Source organism: Mycoplasma todarodis (assembly GCF_004335995.1).
In the GTDB taxonomy this organism is placed as follows: Bacteria; Bacillota_I; Bacilli_A; order Mycoplasmatales; family Metamycoplasmataceae; genus Mycoplasma_K; species Mycoplasma_K todarodis.
Window position 1 is genome coordinate 1 of record NZ_PSZP01000020.1, and the last position, 24,059, is coordinate 24,059.

The window sequence follows — 24,059 nt, forward strand, 5'->3', positions numbered from 1 at the left end:
TAAATAAAAAATGGGTATAAAAAAAGAGAAAATTATTTTTTCTCTTTGTGTGTTGTGTGTGTATTACATTTGTGACAGTGTTTTGAAACTTCAAGTTTTTCAGTTTGAGTTTTCTTGTTTTTCTTAGTAATGTAATTTTCCATTTTACAGTCAGCACATCTTAAAATGATTCCATCTCTAGCCATGTTGTTCTCCTTTAATATTTTGTTATTGTTCTATTAAATAGTAAATCTATTATACACTAATTAACATTTTTATTTCCTTATCATAAATATCTTTTCCATCAGTTTCCAAAATCATAGGTACCCCTTCGAACTCTGGTGCATTAACAATTTCCCTTAATGTTTCTAGTCCTATAAAACCCTTCCCAATGTTCTCATGCCTATCTTTATGGGCTGAAATAGGGTTTTTAGAATCATTTATATGTAAGACTTTAACCCTATCTAATAAGTCATTTTCTTTAAGTTCATTGATTACAGATTTGAGATCTTTTAGGTTGTAACCAGCATCTCAAGCGTGACAAGTATCTAAACAAATACCAACCCTTTCGGAATTAACTTGTTTTATGACATATGACAACTCTTCAAATGTTTTACCAACTTCTGTGCCCTTTCCTGCCATTGTTTCCAAACAAATATCAACATCTTTTGTATTTTTTAAGACGTTTTTAACAGTTAAAACTAACCTTTCAATAGACTCTTGTCTATCAAATTTAGTGCTTGCACCAGGGTGTACAACCATTATGTTCGCCCCTATATAATTCATTCTTTCAGCATCAGCAATTAACATTTTTTCAGCAAATTCAGCTTTATCTAATGAAGAAGGATTGATTATGTACGGTTCATGCACAACAATATCCTTTGGTTTTACCACTTCAGAAAATTTTTCCATATACTCTTCTAATCCGTACTCACTTATATCAGCTCTCCTTGTATTTTGTGGGGCTCCAAGATAAATCATCATTGCATTAGCTCCCATTTTTTTAGCAGATTCACCTGCTCCAATTAAATAGTTTCCTTTTTTAGAAAAAGAAACATGTGCTCCTATTTTTATCATATGAAAATTATATCTTAATATATAATGAATGTAGGAGGCGATATGAAAAATATAGCAATACTTGTAGCAGATGGGTTTGAAGATACCGAACTAATTGGTGCGATAGATTTTTGAACAAGAGAGGAAATTGATTTTGATTTGATTTCAATACATAATAAAAAAGAAGTTAAAGGTTCATATTTCGCAAAGATAGATACTATTCCAATTGATGGCATTAATTTCGACAATTATGAACATTTATTCATACCTGGTGGTAAATCAGGTGTGCATTTCCAAAATTTCAATAGAACCACAGAAATAATCCTTGATTTCTACAATAAAAACAAAGGTGTGTTTGCGATTTGTGCAGCTCCATTATTACTTCATCAAGCCAACATTTTAAAAGATAAAACTTTTACATGTTGACCTGGATTAAACTTGCCCAAATCAACAAATTCAGAGTGTGAAATCAGTGGTAACGTAATAACAGGTAGAGATTATTTATCAACTATCAGTTTCGCAAAAGAAGTATCTAAATACATAAAAAAATAAGCATCAGCTTATTTTTTTCTATATGTGTTTTATAATTGGTTCGAATTCAATCATGTGTATGTTAATATCTTTAAATGCTTTTGTTAAAAAGTTGTAAATATGTTCCGTAAATACATCTTCAACAATATGAGAAACTTCCATTATAGAAATCCCCTCTTCGTTAATTGTAACTCATTCCGATCATTTAATATCTGAAGTAACAACTAGATCAATATCATTTTCTTTTCAAGCGGTTTGAATTCCTTCAATGGAACCAGAACCCGGAATAAAAGCGACTTTATTAATTTTTGTCCTCTTTTTTTCAACATTTGTTAACGTTACACTTGATTTCATCTTTTCTTTAAACAATTGCATCAATTGTCCCAACGTTCCTTCTCAATTGATAAGCGTCCCGTATTCGAGACCCTTAATCATTTTTGCACCCTTTTCTAATCCAAGTTTCCTTAATGCAGCCAAACGCATCCCTTTTGGTTCTTTATCGAATGCTGTGTGCATTGAATATGTCGCAATCCCAGTTTTAATCAATCGACTATGAATTTTCTTTTTTCACGGTTGTACTGGTTTTACTTCAAAATCAGAATCATTAAATAGGAATGGGTGGAAAGTTACAATCAAATCAGCTTTATTTTTAACCGCAAAGTCAATAACTTTCGTTGTTATTTCCATAGTTACTACTATATTTTCAACAATCTTTTTCGGACTCCCGATTTGAATCCCAACTTTATCTCACTCTTCAGCAAGTTTTAGTGGAAATAGTTCTTCTAGAACATTCGTAACTTTTTTAACAGTTACCTTTTTATTAAGCATTAATGAAATCTTTTAGTTTTCTTCTTTTTTGTGGGTGTCTTAGCCTTCTTAGAACTTTTGATTCTATTTGTCTAATTCTTTCACGTGTAACATCAAACTTTTCACCGATTTCATCAAGTGTATGAGCTCTCATTCTTTCGCCATTCTCATCTTCACCGATTCCATAACGCATTTTAATAACTTCTCTTTCACGTTCTTCAAGGTATGTGTCAAGAATTTGTAATAAAACTTTACGTAATTCTTCATTTGCAGCGAAATCAACTGGTGATGTTGCTGAATCATCTTCAACAAAATCTGAGAATGAAGAATCATCTTCTTTACCAATTGGTTTATCAAGAGAAATAGGGTCAATGTTTATTTTTCTGATGTATTGTACTTTTTCAGCAGTAAATCCACCACCATATTCAACAGCTAATTCCTCATCTGTTGGTTTACGCCCTAATTCTTGGTGTAACTCTCTTTCGATTTTAATTAATTTATTAATTGTTTCAACCATGTGAACTGGTACACGAATAGTACGCGCTTGATCAGCAACTGCACGTGTTATCGCTTGTCTAACTCATCATGTTGCATATGTAGAAAACTTAAATCCACGTTCTCATTCATATTTAGATACCGCTTTTAATAGTCCAGCATTCCCCTCTGAAATAAGATCGATAAATGACAATCCTCTATTTTTGTATTTTTTAGCTAAGTTAACTACAAGACGTAAGTTTCTACGAATAAGAATCTCTCTGGCTCTTTTATCACCTTTTTCTATTCTCTTCGCTAATTCAATTTCTTCATCGTGTTTAAGCAATTTACCATACTTACCGATTCAACGCATATATCACTTAACAATATCATCTGTTTCTGTTAATTTGTTTGATAATTGTTTATCTTCAATATGTGCAGCTGTTGAAATGTTTGAAAGTGAAATCTCTTGAGTTTCATCGAATGATTGTAATGAAATACTTTCTTCTTTTACTCTTCCATCTTGAAGGTCGTACTCATTAACTTCATCAAAGTCATGTTCATCTATCTCTGTACCGATTATCTTATTTTCAATAAGAGTTGCTAATAACTCATCAGCACCTTCTTCTGAAACAAATAATTTTTTCTTGTTAAGTATTTCAAAAACTTCCTCTTGTGAAAAGATAATATCTTTCTTTTGTTTTTTAGATTTTTTATTTTGTTCTGCTTTCAATAGTTTAACTATTGCATCATACGAATTCTTTTTTACTACTTTTGCCATTTATTTCTCTCTTTCTTTTTGCAACTTAATCATTGACTCTAAAAGTTTGATTTTTTCTTTGTCATCTAGCTTGTCATCATTAAATTTATTTTGTAATTTTTTGAGGGCCTTTGGTCTAGCGGCCTTATTAATCCTATTAATCATATCACTAAACTCTGTTTCATTGGGTAAATCACTATCATTTTTTATGTAACCTTTTATCCCATACATGTTATTCAACATATCAGGACTAACCTTTTTAACATTGCCATTCTTAGCATCTATTAAATATTTGGAAATTAACACTAACATTGGATCCGAGAAATTAATTTCTCTTTTCATTGCTAAATTAATCAATATTGGTTTTCTCATCATTGCTGATAACAATTGCAGTGATCATTTGTTTTCATCTATTTGTTTGTCATTGGTCACCTGTTGACTAGGAATGTCAACAATCACAAATTCCTCAGTTCTTGGAGGTTGCGGAACATATGGTTTCAACACTTCTTGTTTTGGTTGCTGAGTTTTTAGTATTCCAACTTTGCTCATAACAGTTTCTTTTGAAACACCAAGATTGTTAACTAATTTTTGAATATAGAAATCTCTATAAGTGTCATTGACGTTTTTCAAGTAACTGGTAAATGACTTAACAAAGGCATCAACTTTCTCTGGAGAATCGTTACCATATTTTTCTTCGTGCATTCTGAAAATAAACTCTAAAGCATGTTCTCTATTTTGCGTTAACTTTTGTAAGTCGATAGCTCCGTGTTTGTTGAAGTATTCATCAGGATCTAATCCAGAAGTGTTTTTTACAACAAATATGTCTTGATTGTATTTCAATAACACTTTGATAGATTTGATGGTTGCAGCAATACCAGCTCTATCAGAGTCCAACATAAGAGCCACAGTTGTATTTTTCAATACTTTGGTGTGCTCCTCAGTTAATGCTGTACCCATAATAGCAACAGCATGGTATATATTTGCTTTATCTAAAGCGATAACATCCATAAATCCTTCCGTGATAATTATTTCTTTATTTCTTCTTATCATTTGTTCAGCAGCAGAATAATTGTATAAAATATTCGATTTATTAAAAACACTAACATCTGAAGAATTTATATATTTTGCTTTAATATTTGGATCTAATGTTCTAGCTGAAAATCCAACTATTTGCCCATAATTATTTTTAATACCAAACACAATTCTTTCTCTGAAAAAATCATGCATATTTTCTGTGGCTAGCGATGCATTTATTAAAACTGAATCATCATATCCTTTTGTCCTTAAGAATTTAACCAACCCTTCTTTTGGTGCATAACCAATAGAAAATTTATCTAAATATTGTTGTGTCAACCCTCTACCTTTTAAGTATTCTAAAGCTTGTGTTCCTTCTTCTGTTGTAGAAAGGGAATATTGAAAAAAGTTCATAGCCTCTTTTAAAACCTCAAGAATTTTTTGATCTTTTTCATTATATTCTTTGTGTTTGGAATCCTTCAGGTTGAAGGGGATACCAACCTTATCAGCTAATTTCTTAGTGGCGTTTACATATGTAATTTTTTCAAATTCAGCAATGAAATTAATAACATTACCACCAACATTACACACAAAACATTTAAACATCTGTTTTTCTTGTGATACAGACATAGAAGGTGAAGTATCATCGTGAAAAGGACATACACCTCAATAGTTTTTACCTTTTTTAACTAAGTCAACATATACTGAAACTTCAGAAACGATATCAGTAGATTCCTTAATTTGTTCAAAAACATTTATTCTTTGCATTGGACCTCACCATTCGTTAATTACTTTAATTTTACCACCTTTTTATGTAATAAAAAGAAAAATAAAGGATTTTAACCTTTACTTAATTATTCTTATTTTATGTAATTTGCAATTTCTGAGATAGCAATTCTTTCTTGTTCCATTGTATCTCTGTGTCTAACTGTAACCATATTATCTTCAAGTGAATCATAATCAAATGTTATTGCATATGGTGTACCAATAGAATCTTGTCTTCTATAACGTTTACCAATTGATCCAGCCTCATCAAATGACACTGAGAACCCTTCATCAATTAATGATGCAAACACCTCTTTTGCTTCTTTTGAAATCTTTTTAGTTAACGGCAAGATTGCAGCACGGTAAGGTGCTAATTTTTTATCTAATCTCAATACAACCCTCTCATCATTTTCTAATTGTTCAATTTCATAAGCGTCACAAATAAGAGTAAGAACAAGTCTGTCCATACCAAATGAAGGTTCGATTACGTAAGGTGTATAAACTTCGTTTGTCATTGGATCTCTGTACTCTAATTTTTCCCCTGAGTGTTGAGCATGTGCCTTTAGGTCAAAATCAGTTCTATTTGAAACTCCTAGCAATTCTCCTCAACCAAATGGGAAGTTGTATTCAACATCTGTTGTACCTTTTGAGTAGTGTGCTAATTCTTCTTTGTCATGTTCTCTAAATTTAACGTTTTCTTCTTTAACACCTAGCGACAAAATGAATTTCATTGCTTTATCAATGTAATATTTGTATGCTTCATCATCCTCACCTGGTTTAACAAAGTATTCTAATTCCATTTGTTCAAATTCTCTTGTACGGAAAATAAAGTTACCTGGAGTTACTTCATTACGGAATGACTTACCGATTTGACCAATACCAAATGGGACTTTAGCTCTTTGAGATCTTTGTACGTTTGCAAAGTTAACAAAAATACCTTGAGCAGTTTCTGGTCTTAAGAAAATTGTTGATTTTTTATCAACAACAACTCCTTGTTGTGTTTCGAACATCAAATGAAATTCCCTTATTTTAGTTCACTCTGTTTCAGCACCTTCATATTTTGTTATGTGCTCATTTAAGTATGCTTCCATTTCTTCTTTTGACATAATTTCAGCATTGATTTCAGGATTATGTTCCTCAATTAACTTATCAGCTCTGTATCTTTTACCATTTGTTTTATTTTCAACTAATGGATCTGAGAAGTTACCAACATGTCCTGAAGCTTCTCAAACTTTTGGATTCATTAAAATTTTGGCATCTATACCATAGTTATGTGGCTCCTTAGTGATGAACTCTCTTCATCAAGCTTCTTTTACATTTTTTGTTAAAAGAACTCCTAATGGACCATAATCTCACGTGTTTGAAAGCCCTCCGTAAATATCTGATCCTTGAAAAACAAAACCTGATTGTTTAAGGTGGTTTACTATTGTTTGCATATCTTTTTTCATATTTTCTCCTTTATTTATAATTCGGGTTTTTATTTTAAAAATAAAAAAACCCTTAATTGAGGGACCAACGTTCCACCCTCAAAGGATTCTTATTTAATATTTAATTTTCGACTCCAGGTTTCCAAGCCCTTCGTTGTCTTGAATAAATTATAACTCAAAACAACTTTTGGATATTAATAAATTAAATGTTTTTTTAATTAAAAAAAGAATGGGCTAATAACCCATTTTTTTAATTTTTTGAACATCTTCAGTTCAATTTTTATTCACTTTAACTTTTAAGTCAAGATGAATTTTTTGATCGAATGTATAAGCCATTTTTTTTCTGGCTGAAATTCCAATTCTTTTAATTTTTGAACCTTGTGCACCTACAATAATACCTTTTTGAGATTCTCTCTCACAATAAATACGTGCGCTAATGTCATATTGTTCTTCGCGTTCTTTAAACTCCATGATTTCAACACCGATAGAGTGAGGCAATTCATCCCTTAGCATGTTGATTGCGGATTCTCTAATTATTTCTTTCGCAATGAATCTTAAAGACTTATCAGTTAATTGATCTGTATCATAAAATTTATGACCTTCTGGCAATCTTTCCTTAAGTTCTTTAATAACTTGATCTACTGTTCTTTGAATTTCAACGGATGTTCCAAGAACAACTTCGAAACCATATTCATTTTTCAGAATTTCTGCTTTTTCTTTCAATAATTCAAAATCATCTTCTAAATCAACTTTTGTTAAGATAGCAACCTTGTTCTTTTGTTTATTTATCTTTTCCAAAATCATTTTATCCCCAGGTCCGATTTTTTCATCGGCTGGTTGTAAGAATAATACTACGTCAACATCTTCCAATGCTTTATAAGATGCTTCATTTAATGATTCTCCAAGTTTTTGTTTTGGTTTATGAATCCCCGGAGTATCGATAAAGATTATTTGTGAATCTTTATCATTATAAATACCTCTAATTTGATCCCTTGTTGTTTGAGGTTTATCTGAAGTTATAGATACCTTATAATCCATAATTGCATTCAATAAAGTTGATTTACCAACGTTTGGTCTTCCTAATATCGCTACGAATCCTGTTTTCATTATTCTAAATCTCCTTTATCAAATCCAAATGGAAGCAATTCACCAACTGTATTAATCCTTACTTCGCCATTCACTGAATATTGGAATACCTTTGCTTCGATAGGCATTAATTCAATCATAACTTGTCTACAAACACCACACGGAGATATTATCTTATCCTCTGATCCTCCGATGATGTGTATTTCTTTAAATTCTTTGGCTTTAACTCCATTTGAAATAGCTGAAAAAAGCGCACTTCTTTCACCACAATTTGTTGGTGCATATGATGCACTTTCAACATTTACTCCTTTTCACTCTTTTCCCTCTTTGTCAATCAAAATGGCAGCCACCCTAAAATTAGAGTAGGGTGCATATGCATTTTCTTGTAATTCTTTTAGTTTATCTAATACCATGTGCTATATCCTTAAATTCCGGAATAAATATCAACATACCAACAACAATTGCTGCAATTGCAACTAGTAAAGTTGCTCCCGCTGCAATATCTTTAACTTTTTTAACTTTTAAATTATATTGAAAAGAGATCATATCAACCAAGGCTTCCATAGCCGTGTTAAGAACTTCGAATCCCATTACAATGGAAATGGTAATCACCAAAATTGCTCAATGAGTTAATGATAATTTCACTCATATACCCAATCCAATAACCACTGCTGTGATTAACATGTGGGTTAATAATGATTTTTCTTCTTTAACAGTCACTCAAAGACCGATTAATGCATAGAGAAATTTACGTTGTGTTTTTTTTATAAATTTTTTCATTACTCTCTACCCACTTCAATCTTTTCCATAACCTCATACGCCAAAGAATTCATATGTGTTTCTTCCTCTGGTGTCATGTGATCAAGACCAAATAGATGTAGCATACCATGAGTAAATAAATATGATCATTCTCTCTTTGTGGTGTGCCCAAATAGAATTGCTTGTTCTTCAATTTTTTCTCAAGAGATGAAAATATCACCCATTAAGTAGTAACCTATTTGTTCTCTTAATTCAATCGCACCTTGCGGAAACGAAAGAACATCAGTTGCGTAATCTTTTCCTCTATATTCATTATTCAATTTTTTTATTTCTTTGTTGTCAACAATAATCACACTAACCTCAATAGGTGCATCTGTATTAAATTGTCCTCCAACCAAAGATACTATTTGTTCGAATAATTGTTCATGTTCAAAGTTGTATTTTGTGTTGTTTGTTATGTGTATTTTATTCATCAAAAGAATTATAACACTATCGTTCAATGATTTTTTCTCAAACTGGAATAGAAGAATAAATTATCCTTGCTTCTAAAGTGCTACCTATTGTAAAATCAGGTATTTTTTCTTTTATCACCACCTCTGTTTTACCATCTTTTTTATCCTCAATCTCTTCAATAGTCACATCATAATATTTATGCATTAATTTAATCCTCATTTTAGAGTCTTTATTCACTAAAATAACATCTTGAGAATTCATCAATATTTTATCAATGCTGTTTTTTGAAACTTTGATTTTTACCACTATGTATTTTTCTATTTTTCTGGTTAAAACATAATATGTCACCCCTCCCAACAATAGTAGGATTAACGTAAAGCTTATTCAAACTCATTTTTTAATTTTGCTTAAATGACTCAACATTTACCTCCTTACCTTTTTTTACAAATATATTATTATGAGATATTTCTATAAAAAGAGCGTTTTTATGCAAATCACTTATTGAACTTATCACTTTTTCACAATTTTCTTTCTCAATATTATCAAACGCTTCATCAAGCATAATTATTTTATATTCTTTAGTAAATAATTTTAATAACTGTATCATTTGTCTTTGACCTGACGAAAAATTAGAAGCATTATTAATCATTTTTTTATCCAAAGAAATATTCATTTTTTTAATAATTTCATCCAAGTGAAAAGTTTGATAATTTTCGAGAAACACCTTGTATTGTTTTGCGTTGTTATTAGTTAGATATTCAATGACTTTAACACTTGGCAAATAATCAGATGGATCAATCCTGAAAATTGATTCCCTTAATTGATTTAAGTTGTAGTATTTTGTTTCTAAATTATTGTAGTAAACTCCAGGAATGTTGTAATTAGTACTTATGATATCTAGAAATGTTGTTTTACCTGACCCGTTTTCACCTTTGAGCCTTATATGTTTATTGATTTCAAATTGTTTAATTTTCAATAGTGTTTTACCAGTTTCAAAACCAAAAGATATGTTCGAAAGTTTAATATTCTTTATTTCTTTGATTTGTTTACCTTTTAGATTTATTTTTTCCTCCTTGAAATCCAATACATATTGCAACATATCCATTTCTTTTTTTATCAAAGGAAATTTAACAACAACATTCGCTATTGATGTTGTCGGATTAACAAAGAAGTGAAACATAGAAATATACAATATCAATGAACCTATCGATAGTTTGGATTCAATCACATAATTAGTAGCTATAACAACTATTACCAATGGAGAAATACTGGTAATAATCGTTTCGATAACCTCGTAAATATTGTTGATTATTCAAATTTTCTTATCTATTTTTTTAAAATTGTATAAACACTCACTTTGTTTAATTAAGAAAAAGGTTTTTAACGAGGGATTCTTCAATTGTTTGCTCATACCAAGCGAATCTAAATTAATTGTAGCGTTCTCTATTTGACTTTTTATATATTTACCATACTTCTTATTTAAAATTGTTTGACTTATAAGAGTAGAAATTAACAATAATGACATAACTATTGCTGATATTAGGAATAATTTAACATTTATCCAAATAAGCACAACAGAAGAAATTAAGCACATCAGGACTTCTGAAGAAATAGAAAAAACAGTTGAAGATATAAAGAGTGAAATAGGTTCTATGAAGGCAGCTCTTCTCATCAAATCTGTTCTAGTTAATTTTTGCAACTCCATCAACTTAACATTCTTAACTTTATTATTAAATTTATTAGTTATTTCCATAGATATTTGTAAAGACATTTTATAAATAACAAAATTCTTAAAACCATTATTCAACGCCCCCAAAACACTCATTGTTACAAACCCAACAAAAAGAACTATCAAAGTCTTGTTAAGTGCGCCGGGTATAACTTGATCCATGATTATTTTCATAAAAAATGATGAAGAAAATAAAACAAGTATAGAGATTAAAGTTGAAATTAACAGTAGAGGGATTAATGTTTTGAATTGCGTAAGATATTCAAATATAGAATTGACTTTTACGTGTTTGTGTGAATACCCAATTTTTTCAACATAAATAATGATATCCAAAAATTGGAATTGGAATTTTTTGAATGGAATCCATTCAGTTTGTCCAGTCATAGGATCAGTTATCTTCAAATGACGTTTACGTATCTTTTCAATAATGACATAATGATTTTCTTCTTCGTTACCAATTAAAGCAATTATAGGTTTTGACAGTTTTAAATCTTTCAATGCCTCTATATTACCTTTCATAGGGGAAAGTTTCATACCAAAGACTCGTGCCAACTCGCACATCCCTTCAACATTAATACCTTTTAAGCCATATAAAGCCTTTTTCTTGAAAATATTGATATTGATTCATCTATTGTAAAAATAATTGTGAAATGCTTGTAAAATAGAAATTCCACAATCTTTAATATCTTCTTGTTTTTTTATTCTCATATACTAATATGTGTTTTAAAATAAAAAATTGCAAAATAAAAACCCCATAAGGGTTTCTATAACTGTAATAAGTTAGTATTATTAAACTAAACTAGTTCTACAATCGCCATTTTTGAGTTGTCACCAAGTCTTGCAGGCAGTTTGATTACACGTGTGTAACCACCGTTTCTGTCTTTGTACTTAGGACCTACAACGTTGAATAAGTGTTGTAGAGCAGTTGCTTTACCATCTGTTGTTTTAACATTTCTTAGGTAAGCAGCAGCTTGACGTCTAGAAGCTAAAGTATTCTTTTTACTTTAGCTCTTGTTTCAGTAGTAGTGATTTTACCGTAAACGATAACATCAGTTACTAATGAACGCATAACACCTTTTCTTCATTCAGCGTTTCTTCTAAATAATTGTGTTGGGTTAGCCATTATTCGTCTCCTTCTTTAAATGTGATTCCGTGAGTTTCAAGTTTTTCGATGATTTCTGAAACTGATTTTTTACCTAAGTTCTTGATGTTCTCAAGTTCTGATAATGTTAAGTTTGAAATATCTGCAACCTTGTTGTATCCGGCTCTCTTAAGAGAGTTGTATGATCTTACTGAAAGATCTAATGAAGAGATTGACAGTGAAAGTGATTTTGAATTTTCTTCAGCTTTTTTAGCTTCTTCAAATACTTCCTCTGCATCTAGGTTTGAAATATCTTGCATGATTGCTAAGTGAGACATTAAGATGTTTGCAGCTTGAGCTAATGCGTCTTTAGCTTCCACTGAACCATTTGTTTTAATTTTAAACTCTAAAGCTTCTTGAATAATAGGAGCTGATGAGTTTAATTCTTTTGTTTCGTAAGCAACTTGTTTAATTGGTGAGAAATCTGAATCGATAGCAATAATGTTTCCTGATGCTAATTTAGTTTCAATTTGTGTTGATACTGATTTAACGAAATCTTTATTTTTATCAAATCCAACAAAACCTCTACCTGATCTAACGAATAGTTCAAGTTCTAACGCTTTAGCCTTTGAAACTGTAGCGATGTGTTGTGTTGGGTCAACAATTTCCATTCCAACTGGTAATATTAAATCAGCAGCTGTAACTTCTCCTTTTGGAGATTTAATTGAAATTGTATAAATTTCTTCATCTTTAATAATTTCTGGGTTGTATGTAAATTTAAGTTCTTTTAAATTAAGAATTAATTGTACAACGTCTTCTTCAACATTTGCAAGTGTTTGGAATTCATGAGACACACCAGCAATTTTTGTCGCAAAAGGTGCTACACCAGTAACTGATGATAGAAGAACTCTTCTAATAGCGTTTCCTAATGTGTTTGCAAAGCCTCTTTCAAGTGGTTGAATTGTAAATGCTGTTTCGTACTCTGAGATTCTTTGTTTTTTAATTTCTGAGTATGCTAGTTTCATAAATTTTTCCATATTAACCTCTTCTTCTTAATACTTTTTTAGGTGGTCTTGTTCCGTTGTGTGGAACTGGTGTAACGTCTTTAATTTGAGTTACTTTTAGTCCTGAGATTTCTAGTTGTTTTCTAGCTGAATCTTTACCTGGACCTGTACCTTTTAATTCAACACGTACTTCTTTTAGTCCGTGTTCTTTAGCTGAATCAGCTGCTGCAGCTGCTGCTAATTGTGCTGCATAAGGTGTTGATTTTTTTGAACCTTTGTAACCGATAGCACCTGATGATGATCAAGCGAATGCGTTACCTTGTTCGTCTGTGAATGTGATGATTGTATTGTTGTGTGTAGAGTGAATGTGGGCTACACCAGTTGTAATGTTTTTCTTTTTAGCTTTTTTAGCTTTGATTTTCTTTGCCATTATGGTTTAACCTTTCTTACCGGCCACAGTTTTTCTTGGGCCTTTTCTTGTACGTGCATTCTTTTGAGTCACTTGACCTCTAACTGGAAGTCCTCTTCTGTGACGTAATCCTCTATACGCTTTAATTTCCATAAGACGTTTAATGTTTAATGCAACGTCTCTACGTAAATCACCTTCTGTTGTGTATTTGTTTGCAGCTTGACGAATAGCGTTAAGTTGATCATCTGTTAGATCTTTAACTCTTGTGCTTTCATCGATGTTTGTTTCTTTTAAGATTTGTTTTGACAGTGAGCTTCCAATTCCGTGAATGTAAGTTAGTGAGATAACGACTCTTTTGTCGTTAGGTACTTCGATATTTAATATACGTGCCATAATTTATCTCCTTAACCTTGTCTTTGTTTGTGCTTAGGAGTTTTACAAATAACTCTAACCACTCCACGTCTCTTGATAGTTCTACAGTCTTTACACATCTTTTTTACTGATGCTCTTACTTTCATATAATTGTTCTCCTGTTAATTTTCTTAAAAATTGTTTTGTTTGTTTATTAGTGAATGCTTATAGACATTATTTGTGTCTATACACGATTCTCCCGCGTGTTAAGTCATATGGGGAAACTTCTACATCTACAGTATCACCAGGTAAAATGCGAATGTGGTGTACACGGATTTTACCTGAAACACGGGCCTTGATGATTACGCCGTTCTCTAGTTGAACGTCATATTCCATTGTAGAGTGCGCTACTGTTACTTTCCCTTCCATTTTAATAGCATTTGAAGCCATTAGTCCTCCTTCTCTGTTAGGATAACTGGGTATCCATTTTCAATTAAGATAGTTTGTTCGTAATGTGAAGTATTTTTTCCTGAAATTGAACGAACAGTTCATCCATCTTCTAAAATAACTACTTCTTCTGTATCTTGCATTATCATAGGCTCGATACATATAACCATACCATCTCTTAATAATGGTCCAGTTCCTGGATTACCATAATTTGGTATGTAAGGTTCTTCATGTAATGATGAACCAATTCCATGTCCTGTGAAATCATCGGGTACGTATAACCCTTTTGAATCAACAAATGATCCAATAGCGTGACCAATGTCACCTATACGTGCTCCGGGCTTAATGGCGTCAATTCCTTTATAGAATGACTGCTCAGCAACATCGATAACCTTTTTATCTTGTTTAGAGATGGTCCCTAATCCGATAGTGAAAGCTGAATCTGAGTGATATCCTTTATAGACAGCACCCATATCAATCTTTACAATATCTCCATCTTTAAATTTAATATTGTTTGGTATACCGTGAATTAGATCTTCATTAAGTGAAATACATAATGTATGTTGGAATCCCATATATCCTTTGAAGGATGGAGTTCCACCAAGTTCTCTTATACGTTTTTCCGCATAAGTATCAAGTTCTAATCCTGTCGCCCCTGGTCTTACTAAAGTCTTAAGCTCTTGCTTAACTTCGGCCAGGATAGCAGCTGATTTCTTTAATTTAGCTATCTCATCTTTTGATTTTATACTAATCATTAAAATAGCTCTCTTTCGATATCAGCAAATATGTCATCTGGTTTCTTATCTGCATTAAATTTTACCAAAATTCCTTGCTTTTCGTAAAAATCAATTAAAACTTTTGTTTGATTTTTATAAACTTCAAGACGTTTTTGGATCGCTTCAGGCATGTCATCTGCTCTTTGAATTATTATATTTTATGTGGTAGTTTTGTTTACATTTTTGACAAGCTCTTCTTCCACTTAGTCTTTCGACAATAACCTCTGTTGGTGCTTCCAATAGAATAGCCTTTTGAGGTTGCAGATCCTCTTTAATAAGGAATTCTGCTTGATTTATTGTTCTTGGGTACCCATCTAGAAGGAATCCTGATTCTTGTATCTCTTTTGATTCAAGAACATTCTTAACGATTTCATTTGTGATTTCGTCAGGAACATATTCTCCTCTTGATGTTATATCGATAACTTTTAAACCTAAATCTGTTTTGTTTTTGATTTCAGCTCTAAAGATATCACCTGTAGAAATATGTTTTATACCTTTTGTTTCAGATAATTTTGAAGCTAAAGTACCTTTTCCTACACCTGGAGGCCCTAGAAATATAAATTTGTTTATCATAGTAACCCTCCTGTAGAGTTATCCTCTTTAGTACCTTTTTTGTTTTTAGATACCATTTTATGTTTTTGTATTTTGGTAATTTTACCAGATTTACCCCTGGTCTTAATTTGATTTAACGTTTCAATAGCAACTGACACTAGAATGATTAGTGATGTACCACTAAATGTTATATTTCTATCCATTCCTAAAATTTGTTCTACATAAGAAGAAGCAGAGATAACTGATAAGAATATCGCTGAGAATACAGCTAATCTTAATAATACCTTTGTTAAATAAACTTCTGTTTCTTCCCCTGGTCTAATCCCTGGGATGAATGTCCCGTTTTTAGAGAAGTTCTCCGCCACTTTTGAAGGTGTGAAGATTAATATAGACATAATTAGTGTGAATATTAGAATAACTAGTATGTATAGTGATAACCCAATTGGATCTGTAAATCTCATATTGTGTTCAATTCAGAATCTTGATTCAGAATATCTCGGTAATAATTGAGCTACTTGTAAAGGTATAACAACTATAAGTGCCGCGAACATAACGGGCATAACTCCAGCCGTATTAACCTTAATAGGCAATCTAGACATTTGTTTCTTATCTTGTGTTAAACCTCTACCTGTTTGTTGCAATGGTATATGACGTTCTGATTTATAAATATAAGCAATGACGAATATAAGAACTAAGAATAGCGCTATATATCCAACAAAGTTAATAATACCTACAAATGTACTTGCCCCTCCGTTTGAAGAAACAAAGAAGTCATATGCTAATTTAAATTTTGAAGGTAACCCTACAGCTACACCTGAAAAAATAATTAATGAAGTACCATTACCAACACCTTTTTGAGTAATTTGTTCACCCAGGAACAATGTAAACATTGAACCTGCTAACAAAATAACTGGAATTCCAAAGTAAATAAATCATGGTGTATTTAATGATGGAATTATTGTTAGGAATCCTTGTGATTCGAATGATTTTGCTATTGTGATAGCTTGGAAAATACCAAATATAAGTGTTAACCACCTAGTTATTATGTTTATTTTCCTTCTACCAGCAGCACCTGAATTGGCTAATCGATATATTGGAGGGAAGAATTCCGACTGCAATATCGTCATCAAAATGGATGCTGTAATATATGGAGAAATTCCCAATGCTACGATTGAGAATCTCTTTATTGCTCCACCACCCATCATATCCATCAAACCTAAGAATGATGAAGGATCGGTTGCGGCATTTGTATTAAAAGCTTTAACACCAGGCACAGTAATTGTGGCTGCTATCCTAAAGATTAATAATAGTAATAGCGTATACAAAATCTTAGTAAGCAGTTGCTTATTTCTAAAAAAGTTTTTAGTTTTGCTCTTTGTATTACGGAAGAAAGCGGATGTACCCCTTCAACCATTTAAGATTTTGTTACGCATATATTATTTAACCTCTACTTTTCCTCCAGCTGCTTCAATTGCTTCTTTAGCAGAAGCTGAAATAGCTTGAACTTGGATTCTGGCATTGTTTTTCTTCTAGTGATTCTTTTTTCTAAAAGAATTTCTTTAGTTACAACATCATTAGCTTTGAAAGCTTTATCTAATGTTGAAAGGTTAACTGTTTCGTATTCAACGTGGTTAACGTTTGTAAATCCACGTTTAGGTAGACGTCTGAATCATGGGTTTTGTCCCCCTTCAAATCCTGGACGTACTCCTCCACCTGATCTTTTGTTTTGTCCGCAGTTTTACCTTTACCAGCAGCGTGTCCACGTCCTTTTCTAGTTCTTAGTTTTCTTGATCCTTCTGTTGATTTTAATTCGTGTAATTTCATAAAAATCTCCTATCCTGTTATGTCAGAAACTTTAACGTCTCTTAATTTTGCGATTTCTTCAACTGTTCTTAAGTTTTTAAGAGCGTCGATTGTAGCTTTAACTGAGTTAGTTTTAGATCTTGAACCAAGTGATTTTGTATAGATATCTGTGTATCCTGCAAGCTCAACAACTGTACGGATAGCACCTGAAGCGATGATTCCCTTACCTTTTGGAGCTGATTTAACTAGAACTTTTGATGCTAAGAATATACCTGTTTGTTCATGTGGTACTGTTCTCTTATCAATGATTGGCGCAACGATCATATTGTTACGTGCGTCTTTGATGGCTTTTCTGATTGCGTCAGGAACTTCGTTTGCTTTTCCTCAACCTCAACCAACTTTACCTTTTTTGTTACCAACAACAACTAGTGCTGAGAATGAGAATCTACGCCCACCCTTAACAACTGTTGTAACTCTTGCGATGTTAACAACTTTTTCTTCAAACTCTGTTTGTCTTCTGTTGTTGAATCTTCTACGTCCGTTTCCTCTTTGAGGTCTACGTCCGTTGTTGTTTCTTGCGTTAGAAGCGTTTCTTGCACCAGCTGCGGGAGCTTTAGGTGCTGCAACTGGTTTAGTTGCTACTACTTCTACTGTTTTTGTTTCTTTGTTTTCTGCCATTAGAATTTAACTCCTTCGTTTCTGATTGCGTCTGCTAGCGCTTGTACTCTACCGTGATATACATAACCTGAACGGTCAAATACCACTTTTTCTAATTTAAGAGCTGCAACTTTTTTACCAAAGTCTGCTCCTACTGTTTTAGCAGCTTCAACATTTCCACCGTTTTCTAATTTAAGTGTAAGTGATGAAGTAACTGCTAATGTTTTACCTTGAGCATCATCGATTAATTGAACTTCAATGTTCTTTAGAGATTTGAAGACAACTATTCTTGGTGATGTAGCTGCTAATTTATTCTTAATACGTAAATGTTTTCTTTTACGAGATTCGTTTCTTGATAATTTTGCCATTACTATTTACCTGCTGCCTTTCCTTCTTTTCTTCTGATGATCTCATCCTTGTACATAATTCCTTTACCTGAATATGGGTTTGGTCTTCTTATGTCTCTGATGATTGCTGCTAATTGTCCAACTTTTTCTTTTTCAATACCTGATACTGATACTTCAGTTTGTTTTGTAACTTCAACTGTAATGTGAGTAACCAGCATTAACTACTAGTTCTTTCCCTTGTAGTGCGGCTTTGTAACCAACACCTTTAATAATAAGTTCTTTTTTGAACCCTTGTGATACACCAATAATCATGTTATTGATTAGAGCGTTTGTTGTACCGTGTAATTGTTTAGTGTGCTTATTTTCATTTGCACGAACTGTTGTTACTTGTCCTTCTTTTACTTCAATTGCGATTAGTGGTGAAAATTCACGAGTGATTGTTCCTTTTGCACCTTTTACTTCAGCGATGTTGATAACTCTATTACCTACTCTAGACATAGACTATCACACGTAAGCTAATACTTCGCCACCAACGTTGGCTTTTCTTGCTTCCCTATCTGTAATGATTCCGTTTGAAGTAGAAATGATTGCTGTACCGAATCCTGAAAGAACTTTTGGTAAGTCTTCAGCTCCAGCGTAAACACGTAAACCAGGTTTAGAAATTCTCTTAACCCCTGTAATCGCTCTTTGAGCACCTTTATATTTAAGTGCAATTGTTATTTTTTTATCTTTGCCTTCGCCCGCTACTGAGAATCCTGAGATGAAACCTTCTGATTTTAGGATAACTGCGATGTTTTCCTTAACTTTTGAATGTGGCATAGCTACATCCTTGTGTTTTCTTTGGTTTGCATTCTTGATTCTAACAAGCATATCTGCAATTGGATCTGTAATAATTCCCATATTATCAACTCGCCTTTCTTACACCAGGTATTTTACCTTCGTGTGCTAATTTTCTAAAGCAAACACGACATACCTTGAATTTTCTGATTACTGAACGTGGACGTCCACATAATTCGCATCTTGTATATTCTCTAGTAGAGAATTTAGCTGATTTCTTTTGTTTTTCTTTTAATGATTTTTTTGCCATAATTCTCTCCTTATTTTGCTGCCTTAACAAAAGGCATTCCTAGTAGTTTTAACAGTTCTTTTGCTTCTTCATCTGTTTCAGCTGAAGTAACAATAATAATATCCATCCCTCTTACTTTTCTTACTTTATCAAAGTCAATTTCTGGGAAAATGATTTGTTCTTTGATACCTAGAGAGAAGTTCCCTCTACCATCGAAAGCTTTATCATTTACACCTCTAAAGTCTCTAATACGAGGAATTGCAACTGAGATTAATTTATTTAGGAAGTCTCACATACGGTCTCTACGTAATGTAACTTTCCCTCCCATTGGCATTCCTTCTCTTAGTTTGAATGATGCATTTGATTTTTTAGCAATAGTTGCTAATGGTTTTTGACCAGTAATTGCTTCTAGTTCTTTTAGAACTTCCTCAATAGCTTTTGAGTTTGAAACTTCATTACCAGCTGTTTGGTTGATCACGATTTTTTCGATTTTTGGAAGTTGCATTGATGATTTGTAGTTGAATTTTTCTTGAAGTGCTTTAACAACTTCGTTATTGTATTTTTCTTTTAATGTCATAATTGCTCCTTATTAAATTGCTTTTCCTGTTTTTTTAGCAATTCTAATCTTCTTGTTATCTTTAATTTCGTATCCAACTCTTGAGTTTGCTGCTTTATCTTTACCAGCTTTAACATATATCGCAACATTTGAGATATGAATTGGTGCTTCCATTTCTTGGATTCCACCATCTGGGTTTGTTTGTGAAGGTTTTACGTGTTTTTTAACTATATTAATTTTATCTACAGTGATTCTTTGTGTTTTTGGGTTAACTGATAGAACTCTACCGATTTTCCCTTTTTCTGAACCTGCGATTACTATAACTTCATCATTTTTTCTTATTTTCATAACGACTCCTTAAATAACCTCTGGTGCTAGAGATACAATTTTCATGTATCCTGCCTCACGCAGTTCCCTTGCTACTGGTCCAAATACACGTGTACCTTTTGGTTGTTTATTATCATTGATGATAACTACTGCGTTATCGTCAAATTTAATGTGTGATCCATCCTTACGCTTCACTCCGTAAGTTGAACGAACGATTACGGCACGTACTACTGCTCCAGCTTTAACTGCACCATTTGGTGTAGCTTTTTTAACTGAACATACTACTACGTCTCCGATATTAGATGTTTTCACTACTGAACCACCTAAGTTTCTAATAATACCTACTTCTTTTGCTCCAGAATTATCAGCAACGTTAGCTCTTGACATTTCTTGTAACATTACTTACCTTCTTTCTTAGCTTCTAGTACTTCTACTAGTCTAAATCTTTTTGTTTTTGACATTGGTCTACACTCGTCGATTCTTACAAAGTCACCCATAGCAACTTCGATTCCTTCAACGTGTACTTGATATCTTTTTGTTGATTTAAAACGCTTAGCGTAAAGTGGGTGTTTTTTATATGTTTCAACAGCTACAACAACTGTTTTTTCATTTTTAGTTGAAACAACAAAACCATTTAATGATTTACGTGATGTTTGTCTTTCCATTATTTACCTTCCTTTACTTCTGCTTTTTTAGCGTTTATAGCTGTGAACGCTCTAGCTACATCTTTTCTAACAAGATTAATTTTGTTAGTTTGGTCTAATTGACCTGTTGAGTTTTTAAATCTAAGCATGAATAGTTCTGCTTTAAGGTCTTCAATTAATGTTTGAAGCTCTTCGATTGATTTTGAGTTTAATTCTTTCATTAACATTATTTGGCCTCCTTAGCTACTATTTTACATTTAACTGGTAATTTGTGCATACCTAGTCTTAGTGCTTCTCTTGCGATTTCTTCTGATACACCATTTACTTCGAACATGATTGTTTGTTCTTTAACAACCGCTACTCATTTATCTGGTGAACCTTTACCTTTACCCATACGTACTCCGATAGGTTTAGCTGTTTTTGATAGGTGAGGGAAGATTCTGATGAATACTTGTCCTTCACGACCCATAGCACGAGTGATAGCAATACGAGCAGCTTCGATTTGACGGTTTGTAATTCAGTTTGAAGTTACAGCTTGTAATCCGAAGTCACCAAAGGCAACTGTTTTACCTCTTTTTGCAACACCTTCGTGTGAAATTCTAAAAGGTCTTCTATATTTTGTTCTTTTAGGTTGTAACATTATTTACTTCCTTCCAGGATTTCTCCTAGTGAAACTCATACTTTAATACCAATTGCACCGTAAGTTGTACGTGCAGTAGCTTGAGCATAATCCACATCTTGTCTTAGTGTATGTAGAGCCATGATACCTTCTTGGTAACCTTCTGCTCTAGCCATATCAGCACCGTTTAAACGACCTGATACTTGTGTTTTAATCCCTTTAGCTCCAGCCATTAGACATGATCTCATAGCCATTTTTTGAGCTGCACGGAAAGAACCACGGTTTTCTAGTTTAACAGCGATTTCTTCAGCTAGTAATCTAGCGTTTAGTTCTGGTTTTTGAATTGTAACAACTTTAACGTTTAGTTTTAATTGTCTGTTTCTTGTGTGTTTTTTAATATCATTAGTGAATTTTTCTAGGTTTGACCCATTTTCACCTAATAGTACACCAGGTTTAGCAGTATGTACTGTTAAAGTAACATCTTCTGATTGTGTACGTGTAATTTCAACTTTACCAATTTGGTAAGTTCTTACGAATTTCTCAACATATTGTCTGATTTTTTGATCTTCTAACAGGTATCCTGCGAAATCTGCTTTGTCAGCATATCAAGTTGATTCGTGTTTTTTAGTGATCCCGTAACGGAATCCATTTGGATTAACTTTTTGTCCCATGATGCCTCCTATTTCTCTTCCACTGTCACAGCTAGGTGTGAAGTTCTTTTTAAGATAGAGTAAGCTCTACCTTGTGATCTTGGTTGAAATCTTTTTAATGTTGGTCCTTCATTAACTGTAACTTCTGTTACAACTAATTTTTCAGCGTTCATCCCGTGATTATTTACGGCATTTGCGATTGCTGAGTTAAGTAGTTTTAAGAATAAAACTGTTGACTTCTTATTTGTATTGTTTAGAATTGCGATTGCTTCTGACACGTGTTTGTGTCTGAATAGGTCAGCTACTAATCTAGCTTTTCTTGGTGAGACTCTTTGTAATTTAACTGATGCTGTTGCTTTTGCCATTATTTCTTACCTTTGTCTTTCCCGTGCCCTGTGTATGTTCTTGTTGGCGCGAATTCTCCAAGTTTGTGTCCTACCATATCTTCTGTTACAAATACATCAAGGAAGTCTTTCCCATTGTGAACTTGGAAATTAAGTCCAACAAAGTTAGGATAGATTGTTGATCTTCTTGATCAAGTTTTAATTGGTTTTTTAGGAGCACCGTTTTCAACGATTGCTACTACTTTTTTCATTAAATGATCATCAATGAAAGCACCTTTTTTAAGTGATCTAGCCATTATTTACTCCCCTTTCTTCTTCTTATAATTAATTTAGTAGAAGCTTTCTTCTTATCTCTTGTTTTAACTCCAAGAGCTTTTTTACCTCAAGGTGTCATTGGGGCTTTTCTACCAATAGGTTGTTTACCCTCACCACCACCATGTGGGTGATCTACTGGGTTCATTACAGAACCACGAACTGTAGGTCTAATACCTCTGTGTCTATTACGACCGGCTTTACCTCAGTTTACTAATGAGTGTTCTTCGTTTCCGACAACACCAATAGTTGCTTTACATGTAGCTAGAATACGTCTAACTTCACCTGATTTAAGTCTAACGATAACATATTTACCATCTTCGTCTTTACCTAGGATTTGTACTGATGTACCAGCTGATCTAGCTAGTTGTCCACCATGTCCTGGGTGCATTTCTACGTTGTGAACTGTTGTACCTTCTGGAATGAATTTTAATGGAAGTGCATTACCAACTTTAATGTCAGCTTTGTCTCCTGAAACAATTTCTTGTCCTAATTCAATACCTTTTGGTGACAGAATATATCTTTTTTCTCCATCTTTATATACAACTAATGAAATGTTTGCTGATCTATTTGGATCATATTCAATTGTTGTAACTACGGCTGGAATACCGTCTTTATTTCTCTTAAAGTCTATAATTCTATATTTACGCTTAACCCCTGAACCCTTGTGTCTAACTGTTATAGAACCTGAGTTGTTACGACCAGCGTGAGACTTTAATGGTGCCATCAATGATTTTTCTGGTGCATGACCTGATAGATTTTTCTTGTAATCTAGAGATGTCATGTGACGTCTACCATTGGTAGTGGCTTTATATTTTTTAATTGCCATGTTTTTCTCCTTTGTTTGAAAATGTTTGCGGTTGTTAACTGGTTTTGCTTCTGCTTCTTTAGCTTCTGCTTTTGCTTTAATTTTTGCTGCTGCTTTTAATTCAGCTTCTGAAGGTCCTTCATTTTTAACTTCTTTTGCCGCTTTTGGAGCTTCTTGAACTGGAGCTTCCTCTGGGAAAATGTTAATTTGTCCTTCTTTTAATGTGATAACTGCTCTTTTGTATGCTGTTGTGAATCCTGCATATCTTCCAAGTTTAGTTGCCTTTTTAGCTACGTTAGCAATATTAACTTTTGCTACTTTAACTCCAAAGATGAACTCAACTGTTTTCTTAACTTCAGTTTTATTTGTTCTTCTGTCTACAGCGAATGTGTAAACACCTTGACCCATTAATGCATATGATTTCTCTGTAAGAATTGGGTATTTTATAACTTCGTTTCTATTCATT

General features: G+C 32.7%; 39 protein-coding genes and 3 pseudogenes. 1 reads left to right on the forward strand and 41 read right to left on the reverse strand.

The annotated features are described in order from the left end of the window. Window positions 1-32: 32 nt before the first annotated feature. Together rpmG and C4B25_RS02780 are read right to left on the reverse strand one after the other, a co-directional pair. On the reverse strand, window positions 33-185 hold the full coding sequence (gene rpmG, locus C4B25_RS02775; RefSeq protein ID WP_131613537.1) for a 50S ribosomal protein L33: 153 nt from the start codon (window positions 183-185) through the stop codon (window positions 33-35). Between the two features lie 49 nt (window positions 186-234). Continuing rightward, window positions 235-1,056 (reverse strand): deoxyribonuclease IV, encoded by an 822-nt coding sequence (locus tag C4B25_RS02780; RefSeq protein WP_131613538.1) that lies wholly within the window; start codon window positions 1,054-1,056, stop codon window positions 235-237. 42 nt (window positions 1,057-1,098) lie between these two features. Between C4B25_RS02780 and C4B25_RS02785 the strand changes: the two genes are divergently transcribed. Next, a complete protein-coding gene (locus tag C4B25_RS02785) occupies window positions 1,099-1,587 on the forward strand; it encodes a DJ-1/PfpI family protein (RefSeq protein ID WP_168380684.1) in 489 nt (162 codons plus the stop codon). 18 nt (window positions 1,588-1,605) lie between these two features. Here C4B25_RS02785 and C4B25_RS02790 read toward each other — a convergent pair whose 3' ends face one another. From C4B25_RS02790 to rplW, 39 genes and pseudogenes are all read right to left on the reverse strand, one after another. Further along, on the reverse strand, window positions 1,606-2,394 hold the full coding sequence (locus C4B25_RS02790; RefSeq protein WP_131613540.1) for a Nif3-like dinuclear metal center hexameric protein: 789 nt from the start codon (window positions 2,392-2,394) through the stop codon (window positions 1,606-1,608). Beyond that, window positions 2,387-3,628 carry an RNA polymerase sigma factor gene (locus C4B25_RS02795; RefSeq protein WP_131613541.1) on the reverse strand — a complete coding sequence of 414 codons (1,242 nt, stop codon included), beginning with the start codon at window positions 3,626-3,628 and terminating at the stop codon, window positions 2,387-2,389. The genes C4B25_RS02790 and C4B25_RS02795 overlap by 8 nt, the downstream gene beginning before the upstream one ends. Beyond that, complete coding sequence (dnaG, locus tag C4B25_RS02800; RefSeq protein ID WP_131613542.1) at window positions 3,629-5,389, reverse strand: DNA primase; 1,761 nt, start codon at window positions 5,387-5,389, stop codon at window positions 3,629-3,631. A 92-nt stretch (window positions 5,390-5,481) separates the two neighbouring features. After that, window positions 5,482-6,834: a glycine--tRNA ligase gene (locus C4B25_RS02805; protein ID WP_131613543.1), complete on the reverse strand. Its 1,353-nt coding sequence runs from the start codon at window positions 6,832-6,834 to the stop codon at window positions 5,482-5,484. 213 nt (window positions 6,835-7,047) lie between these two features. Then, complete coding sequence (era, locus tag C4B25_RS02810) at window positions 7,048-7,920, reverse strand: GTPase Era (RefSeq protein WP_131613544.1); 873 nt, start codon at window positions 7,918-7,920, stop codon at window positions 7,048-7,050. Continuing rightward, entirely contained in the window at window positions 7,920-8,312 is a 393-nt protein-coding gene (cdd, locus tag C4B25_RS02815) for a cytidine deaminase (protein ID WP_131613545.1), read from the reverse strand. The genes era and cdd overlap by 1 nt, the downstream gene beginning before the upstream one ends. Beyond that, window positions 8,299-8,679, reverse strand: a complete 381-nt coding sequence (locus C4B25_RS02820) for a diacylglycerol kinase family protein (protein ID WP_131613546.1) — start codon at window positions 8,677-8,679, stop codon at window positions 8,299-8,301. The genes cdd and C4B25_RS02820 overlap by 14 nt, the downstream gene beginning before the upstream one ends. Beyond that, window positions 8,679-9,131, reverse strand: a complete 453-nt coding sequence (gene ybeY, locus C4B25_RS02825) for an rRNA maturation RNase YbeY (RefSeq protein WP_131613547.1) — start codon at window positions 9,129-9,131, stop codon at window positions 8,679-8,681. The genes C4B25_RS02820 and ybeY overlap by 1 nt, the downstream gene beginning before the upstream one ends. Window positions 9,132-9,147: 16 nt before the next feature. After that, window positions 9,148-9,534 (reverse strand): MAG1140 family protein, encoded by a 387-nt coding sequence (locus tag C4B25_RS02830; protein WP_418763732.1) that lies wholly within the window; start codon window positions 9,532-9,534, stop codon window positions 9,148-9,150. Then, entirely contained in the window at window positions 9,509-11,548 is a 2,040-nt protein-coding gene (locus C4B25_RS02835; protein ID WP_131613549.1) for an Mbov_0121 family peptidase domain-containing ABC transporter, read from the reverse strand. The genes C4B25_RS02830 and C4B25_RS02835 overlap by 26 nt, the downstream gene beginning before the upstream one ends. An 86-nt stretch (window positions 11,549-11,634) precedes the next feature. Next, a pseudogene (rplQ, locus tag C4B25_RS05055) lies at window positions 11,635-11,963 on the reverse strand (50S ribosomal protein L17). Continuing rightward, window positions 11,963-12,958 carry a DNA-directed RNA polymerase subunit alpha gene (locus C4B25_RS02845; RefSeq protein WP_131613550.1) on the reverse strand — a complete coding sequence of 332 codons (996 nt, stop codon included), beginning with the start codon at window positions 12,956-12,958 and terminating at the stop codon, window positions 11,963-11,965. The pseudogene rplQ and the gene C4B25_RS02845 overlap by 1 nt, the downstream one beginning before the upstream one ends. 1 nt (window position 12,959) lies before the next feature. Then, a complete protein-coding gene (gene rpsK, locus C4B25_RS02850) occupies window positions 12,960-13,355 on the reverse strand; it encodes a 30S ribosomal protein S11 (RefSeq protein ID WP_131613551.1) in 396 nt (131 codons plus the stop codon). Window positions 13,356-13,361: 6 nt separating this feature from the next. Then, window positions 13,362-13,727 carry a 30S ribosomal protein S13 gene (rpsM, locus tag C4B25_RS02855; RefSeq protein WP_131613552.1) on the reverse strand — a complete coding sequence of 122 codons (366 nt, stop codon included), beginning with the start codon at window positions 13,725-13,727 and terminating at the stop codon, window positions 13,362-13,364. An 11-nt stretch (window positions 13,728-13,738) separates the two neighbouring features. Then, complete coding sequence (gene rpmJ / locus C4B25_RS02860) at window positions 13,739-13,852, reverse strand: 50S ribosomal protein L36 (RefSeq protein WP_131599177.1); 114 nt, start codon at window positions 13,850-13,852, stop codon at window positions 13,739-13,741. Between the two features lie 67 nt (window positions 13,853-13,919). Next, on the reverse strand, window positions 13,920-14,135 hold the full coding sequence (infA, locus tag C4B25_RS02865; RefSeq protein ID WP_131613553.1) for a translation initiation factor IF-1: 216 nt from the start codon (window positions 14,133-14,135) through the stop codon (window positions 13,920-13,922). Further along, window positions 14,135-14,887, reverse strand: a complete 753-nt coding sequence (gene map / locus C4B25_RS02870) for a type I methionyl aminopeptidase (RefSeq protein ID WP_131613554.1) — start codon at window positions 14,885-14,887, stop codon at window positions 14,135-14,137. The genes infA and map overlap by 1 nt, the downstream gene beginning before the upstream one ends. Beyond that, window positions 14,887-15,039, reverse strand: coding sequence for an adenylate kinase family protein (locus C4B25_RS04900; protein ID WP_246004291.1), 153 nt, complete (start codon window positions 15,037-15,039; stop codon window positions 14,887-14,889). Before C4B25_RS04900 ends, map begins: the two co-directional genes overlap by 1 nt. Then, window positions 15,002-15,481 (reverse strand): adenylate kinase family protein, encoded by a 480-nt coding sequence (locus tag C4B25_RS02875; protein WP_246004292.1) that lies wholly within the window; start codon window positions 15,479-15,481, stop codon window positions 15,002-15,004. Before C4B25_RS02875 ends, C4B25_RS04900 begins: the two co-directional genes overlap by 38 nt. Then, the gene (gene secY / locus C4B25_RS02880) at window positions 15,475-16,893 is read right to left on the reverse strand and encodes a preprotein translocase subunit SecY (RefSeq protein ID WP_131613555.1); all 1,419 of its coding nucleotides are present in this window, start codon (window positions 16,891-16,893) and stop codon (window positions 15,475-15,477) included. The genes C4B25_RS02875 and secY overlap by 7 nt, the downstream gene beginning before the upstream one ends. A gap of 3 nt (window positions 16,894-16,896) precedes the next feature. After that, window positions 16,897-16,971 (reverse strand): uL15 family ribosomal protein, encoded by a 75-nt coding sequence (locus C4B25_RS05105; RefSeq protein WP_472793367.1) that lies wholly within the window; start codon window positions 16,969-16,971, stop codon window positions 16,897-16,899. A gap of 82 nt (window positions 16,972-17,053) precedes the next feature. Then, window positions 17,054-17,284 carry a hypothetical protein gene (locus tag C4B25_RS05065; protein WP_418763733.1) on the reverse strand — a complete coding sequence of 77 codons (231 nt, stop codon included), beginning with the start codon at window positions 17,282-17,284 and terminating at the stop codon, window positions 17,054-17,056. Between the two features lie 9 nt (window positions 17,285-17,293). Beyond that, window positions 17,294-17,941: a 30S ribosomal protein S5 gene (rpsE, locus tag C4B25_RS02890; RefSeq protein WP_131613556.1), complete on the reverse strand. Its 648-nt coding sequence runs from the start codon at window positions 17,939-17,941 to the stop codon at window positions 17,294-17,296. After that, window positions 17,941-18,288, reverse strand: coding sequence for a 50S ribosomal protein L18 (rplR, locus tag C4B25_RS02895; RefSeq protein ID WP_131613557.1), 348 nt, complete (start codon window positions 18,286-18,288; stop codon window positions 17,941-17,943). The genes rpsE and rplR overlap by 1 nt, the downstream gene beginning before the upstream one ends. Window positions 18,289-18,290: 2 nt before the next feature. Beyond that, entirely contained in the window at window positions 18,291-18,485 is a 195-nt protein-coding gene (rplF, locus tag C4B25_RS05110; protein ID WP_335904855.1) for a 50S ribosomal protein L6, read from the reverse strand. Window positions 18,486-18,615: 130 nt separating this feature from the next. Further along, window positions 18,616-18,765 (reverse strand): annotated as a pseudogene (gene rplF, locus C4B25_RS05115) (50S ribosomal protein L6); the annotation flags it as partial. Between the two features lie 3 nt (window positions 18,766-18,768). After that, a complete protein-coding gene (gene rpsH / locus C4B25_RS02905) occupies window positions 18,769-19,161 on the reverse strand; it encodes a 30S ribosomal protein S8 (protein WP_472793368.1) in 393 nt (130 codons plus the stop codon). A gap of 7 nt (window positions 19,162-19,168) precedes the next feature. Beyond that, complete coding sequence (locus tag C4B25_RS02910) at window positions 19,169-19,354, reverse strand: type Z 30S ribosomal protein S14 (protein WP_131613559.1); 186 nt, start codon at window positions 19,352-19,354, stop codon at window positions 19,169-19,171. A gap of 10 nt (window positions 19,355-19,364) precedes the next feature. Next, window positions 19,365-19,910, reverse strand: a complete 546-nt coding sequence (gene rplE, locus C4B25_RS02915; RefSeq protein WP_131613560.1) for a 50S ribosomal protein L5 — start codon at window positions 19,908-19,910, stop codon at window positions 19,365-19,367. 12 nt (window positions 19,911-19,922) lie between these two features. Next, window positions 19,923-20,237 (reverse strand): 50S ribosomal protein L24, encoded by a 315-nt coding sequence (rplX, locus tag C4B25_RS02920; protein WP_131613561.1) that lies wholly within the window; start codon window positions 20,235-20,237, stop codon window positions 19,923-19,925. A gap of 9 nt (window positions 20,238-20,246) precedes the next feature. Further along, window positions 20,247-20,615, reverse strand: coding sequence for a 50S ribosomal protein L14 (gene rplN, locus C4B25_RS02925; RefSeq protein ID WP_131599202.1), 369 nt, complete (start codon window positions 20,613-20,615; stop codon window positions 20,247-20,249). Next, window positions 20,615-20,881 carry a 30S ribosomal protein S17 gene (rpsQ, locus tag C4B25_RS02930; RefSeq protein WP_131613562.1) on the reverse strand — a complete coding sequence of 89 codons (267 nt, stop codon included), beginning with the start codon at window positions 20,879-20,881 and terminating at the stop codon, window positions 20,615-20,617. Before rpsQ ends, rplN begins: the two co-directional genes overlap by 1 nt. Next, entirely contained in the window at window positions 20,881-21,081 is a 201-nt protein-coding gene (gene rpmC, locus C4B25_RS02935) for a 50S ribosomal protein L29 (RefSeq protein ID WP_335904856.1), read from the reverse strand. Before rpmC ends, rpsQ begins: the two co-directional genes overlap by 1 nt. A 5-nt stretch (window positions 21,082-21,086) precedes the next feature. Then, on the reverse strand, window positions 21,087-21,500 hold the full coding sequence (gene rplP, locus C4B25_RS02940; RefSeq protein WP_131613564.1) for a 50S ribosomal protein L16: 414 nt from the start codon (window positions 21,498-21,500) through the stop codon (window positions 21,087-21,089). Further along, window positions 21,500-22,150, reverse strand: coding sequence for a 30S ribosomal protein S3 (gene rpsC, locus C4B25_RS02945; RefSeq protein WP_131613565.1), 651 nt, complete (start codon window positions 22,148-22,150; stop codon window positions 21,500-21,502). The genes rplP and rpsC overlap by 1 nt, the downstream gene beginning before the upstream one ends. Window positions 22,151-22,158: 8 nt before the next feature. Further along, entirely contained in the window at window positions 22,159-22,494 is a 336-nt protein-coding gene (rplV, locus tag C4B25_RS02950; RefSeq protein WP_131613566.1) for a 50S ribosomal protein L22, read from the reverse strand. After that, a complete protein-coding gene (rpsS, locus tag C4B25_RS02955; protein WP_131613567.1) occupies window positions 22,494-22,769 on the reverse strand; it encodes a 30S ribosomal protein S19 in 276 nt (91 codons plus the stop codon). Before rpsS ends, rplV begins: the two co-directional genes overlap by 1 nt. Further along, window positions 22,769-23,614 carry a 50S ribosomal protein L2 gene (gene rplB / locus C4B25_RS02960; protein ID WP_131613568.1) on the reverse strand — a complete coding sequence of 282 codons (846 nt, stop codon included), beginning with the start codon at window positions 23,612-23,614 and terminating at the stop codon, window positions 22,769-22,771. The genes rpsS and rplB overlap by 1 nt, the downstream gene beginning before the upstream one ends. An 81-nt stretch (window positions 23,615-23,695) precedes the next feature. After that, a pseudogene (gene rplW / locus C4B25_RS04720) lies at window positions 23,696-24,058 on the reverse strand (50S ribosomal protein L23); the annotation flags it as partial. Between the last annotated feature and the right edge of the window lies 1 nt (window position 24,059).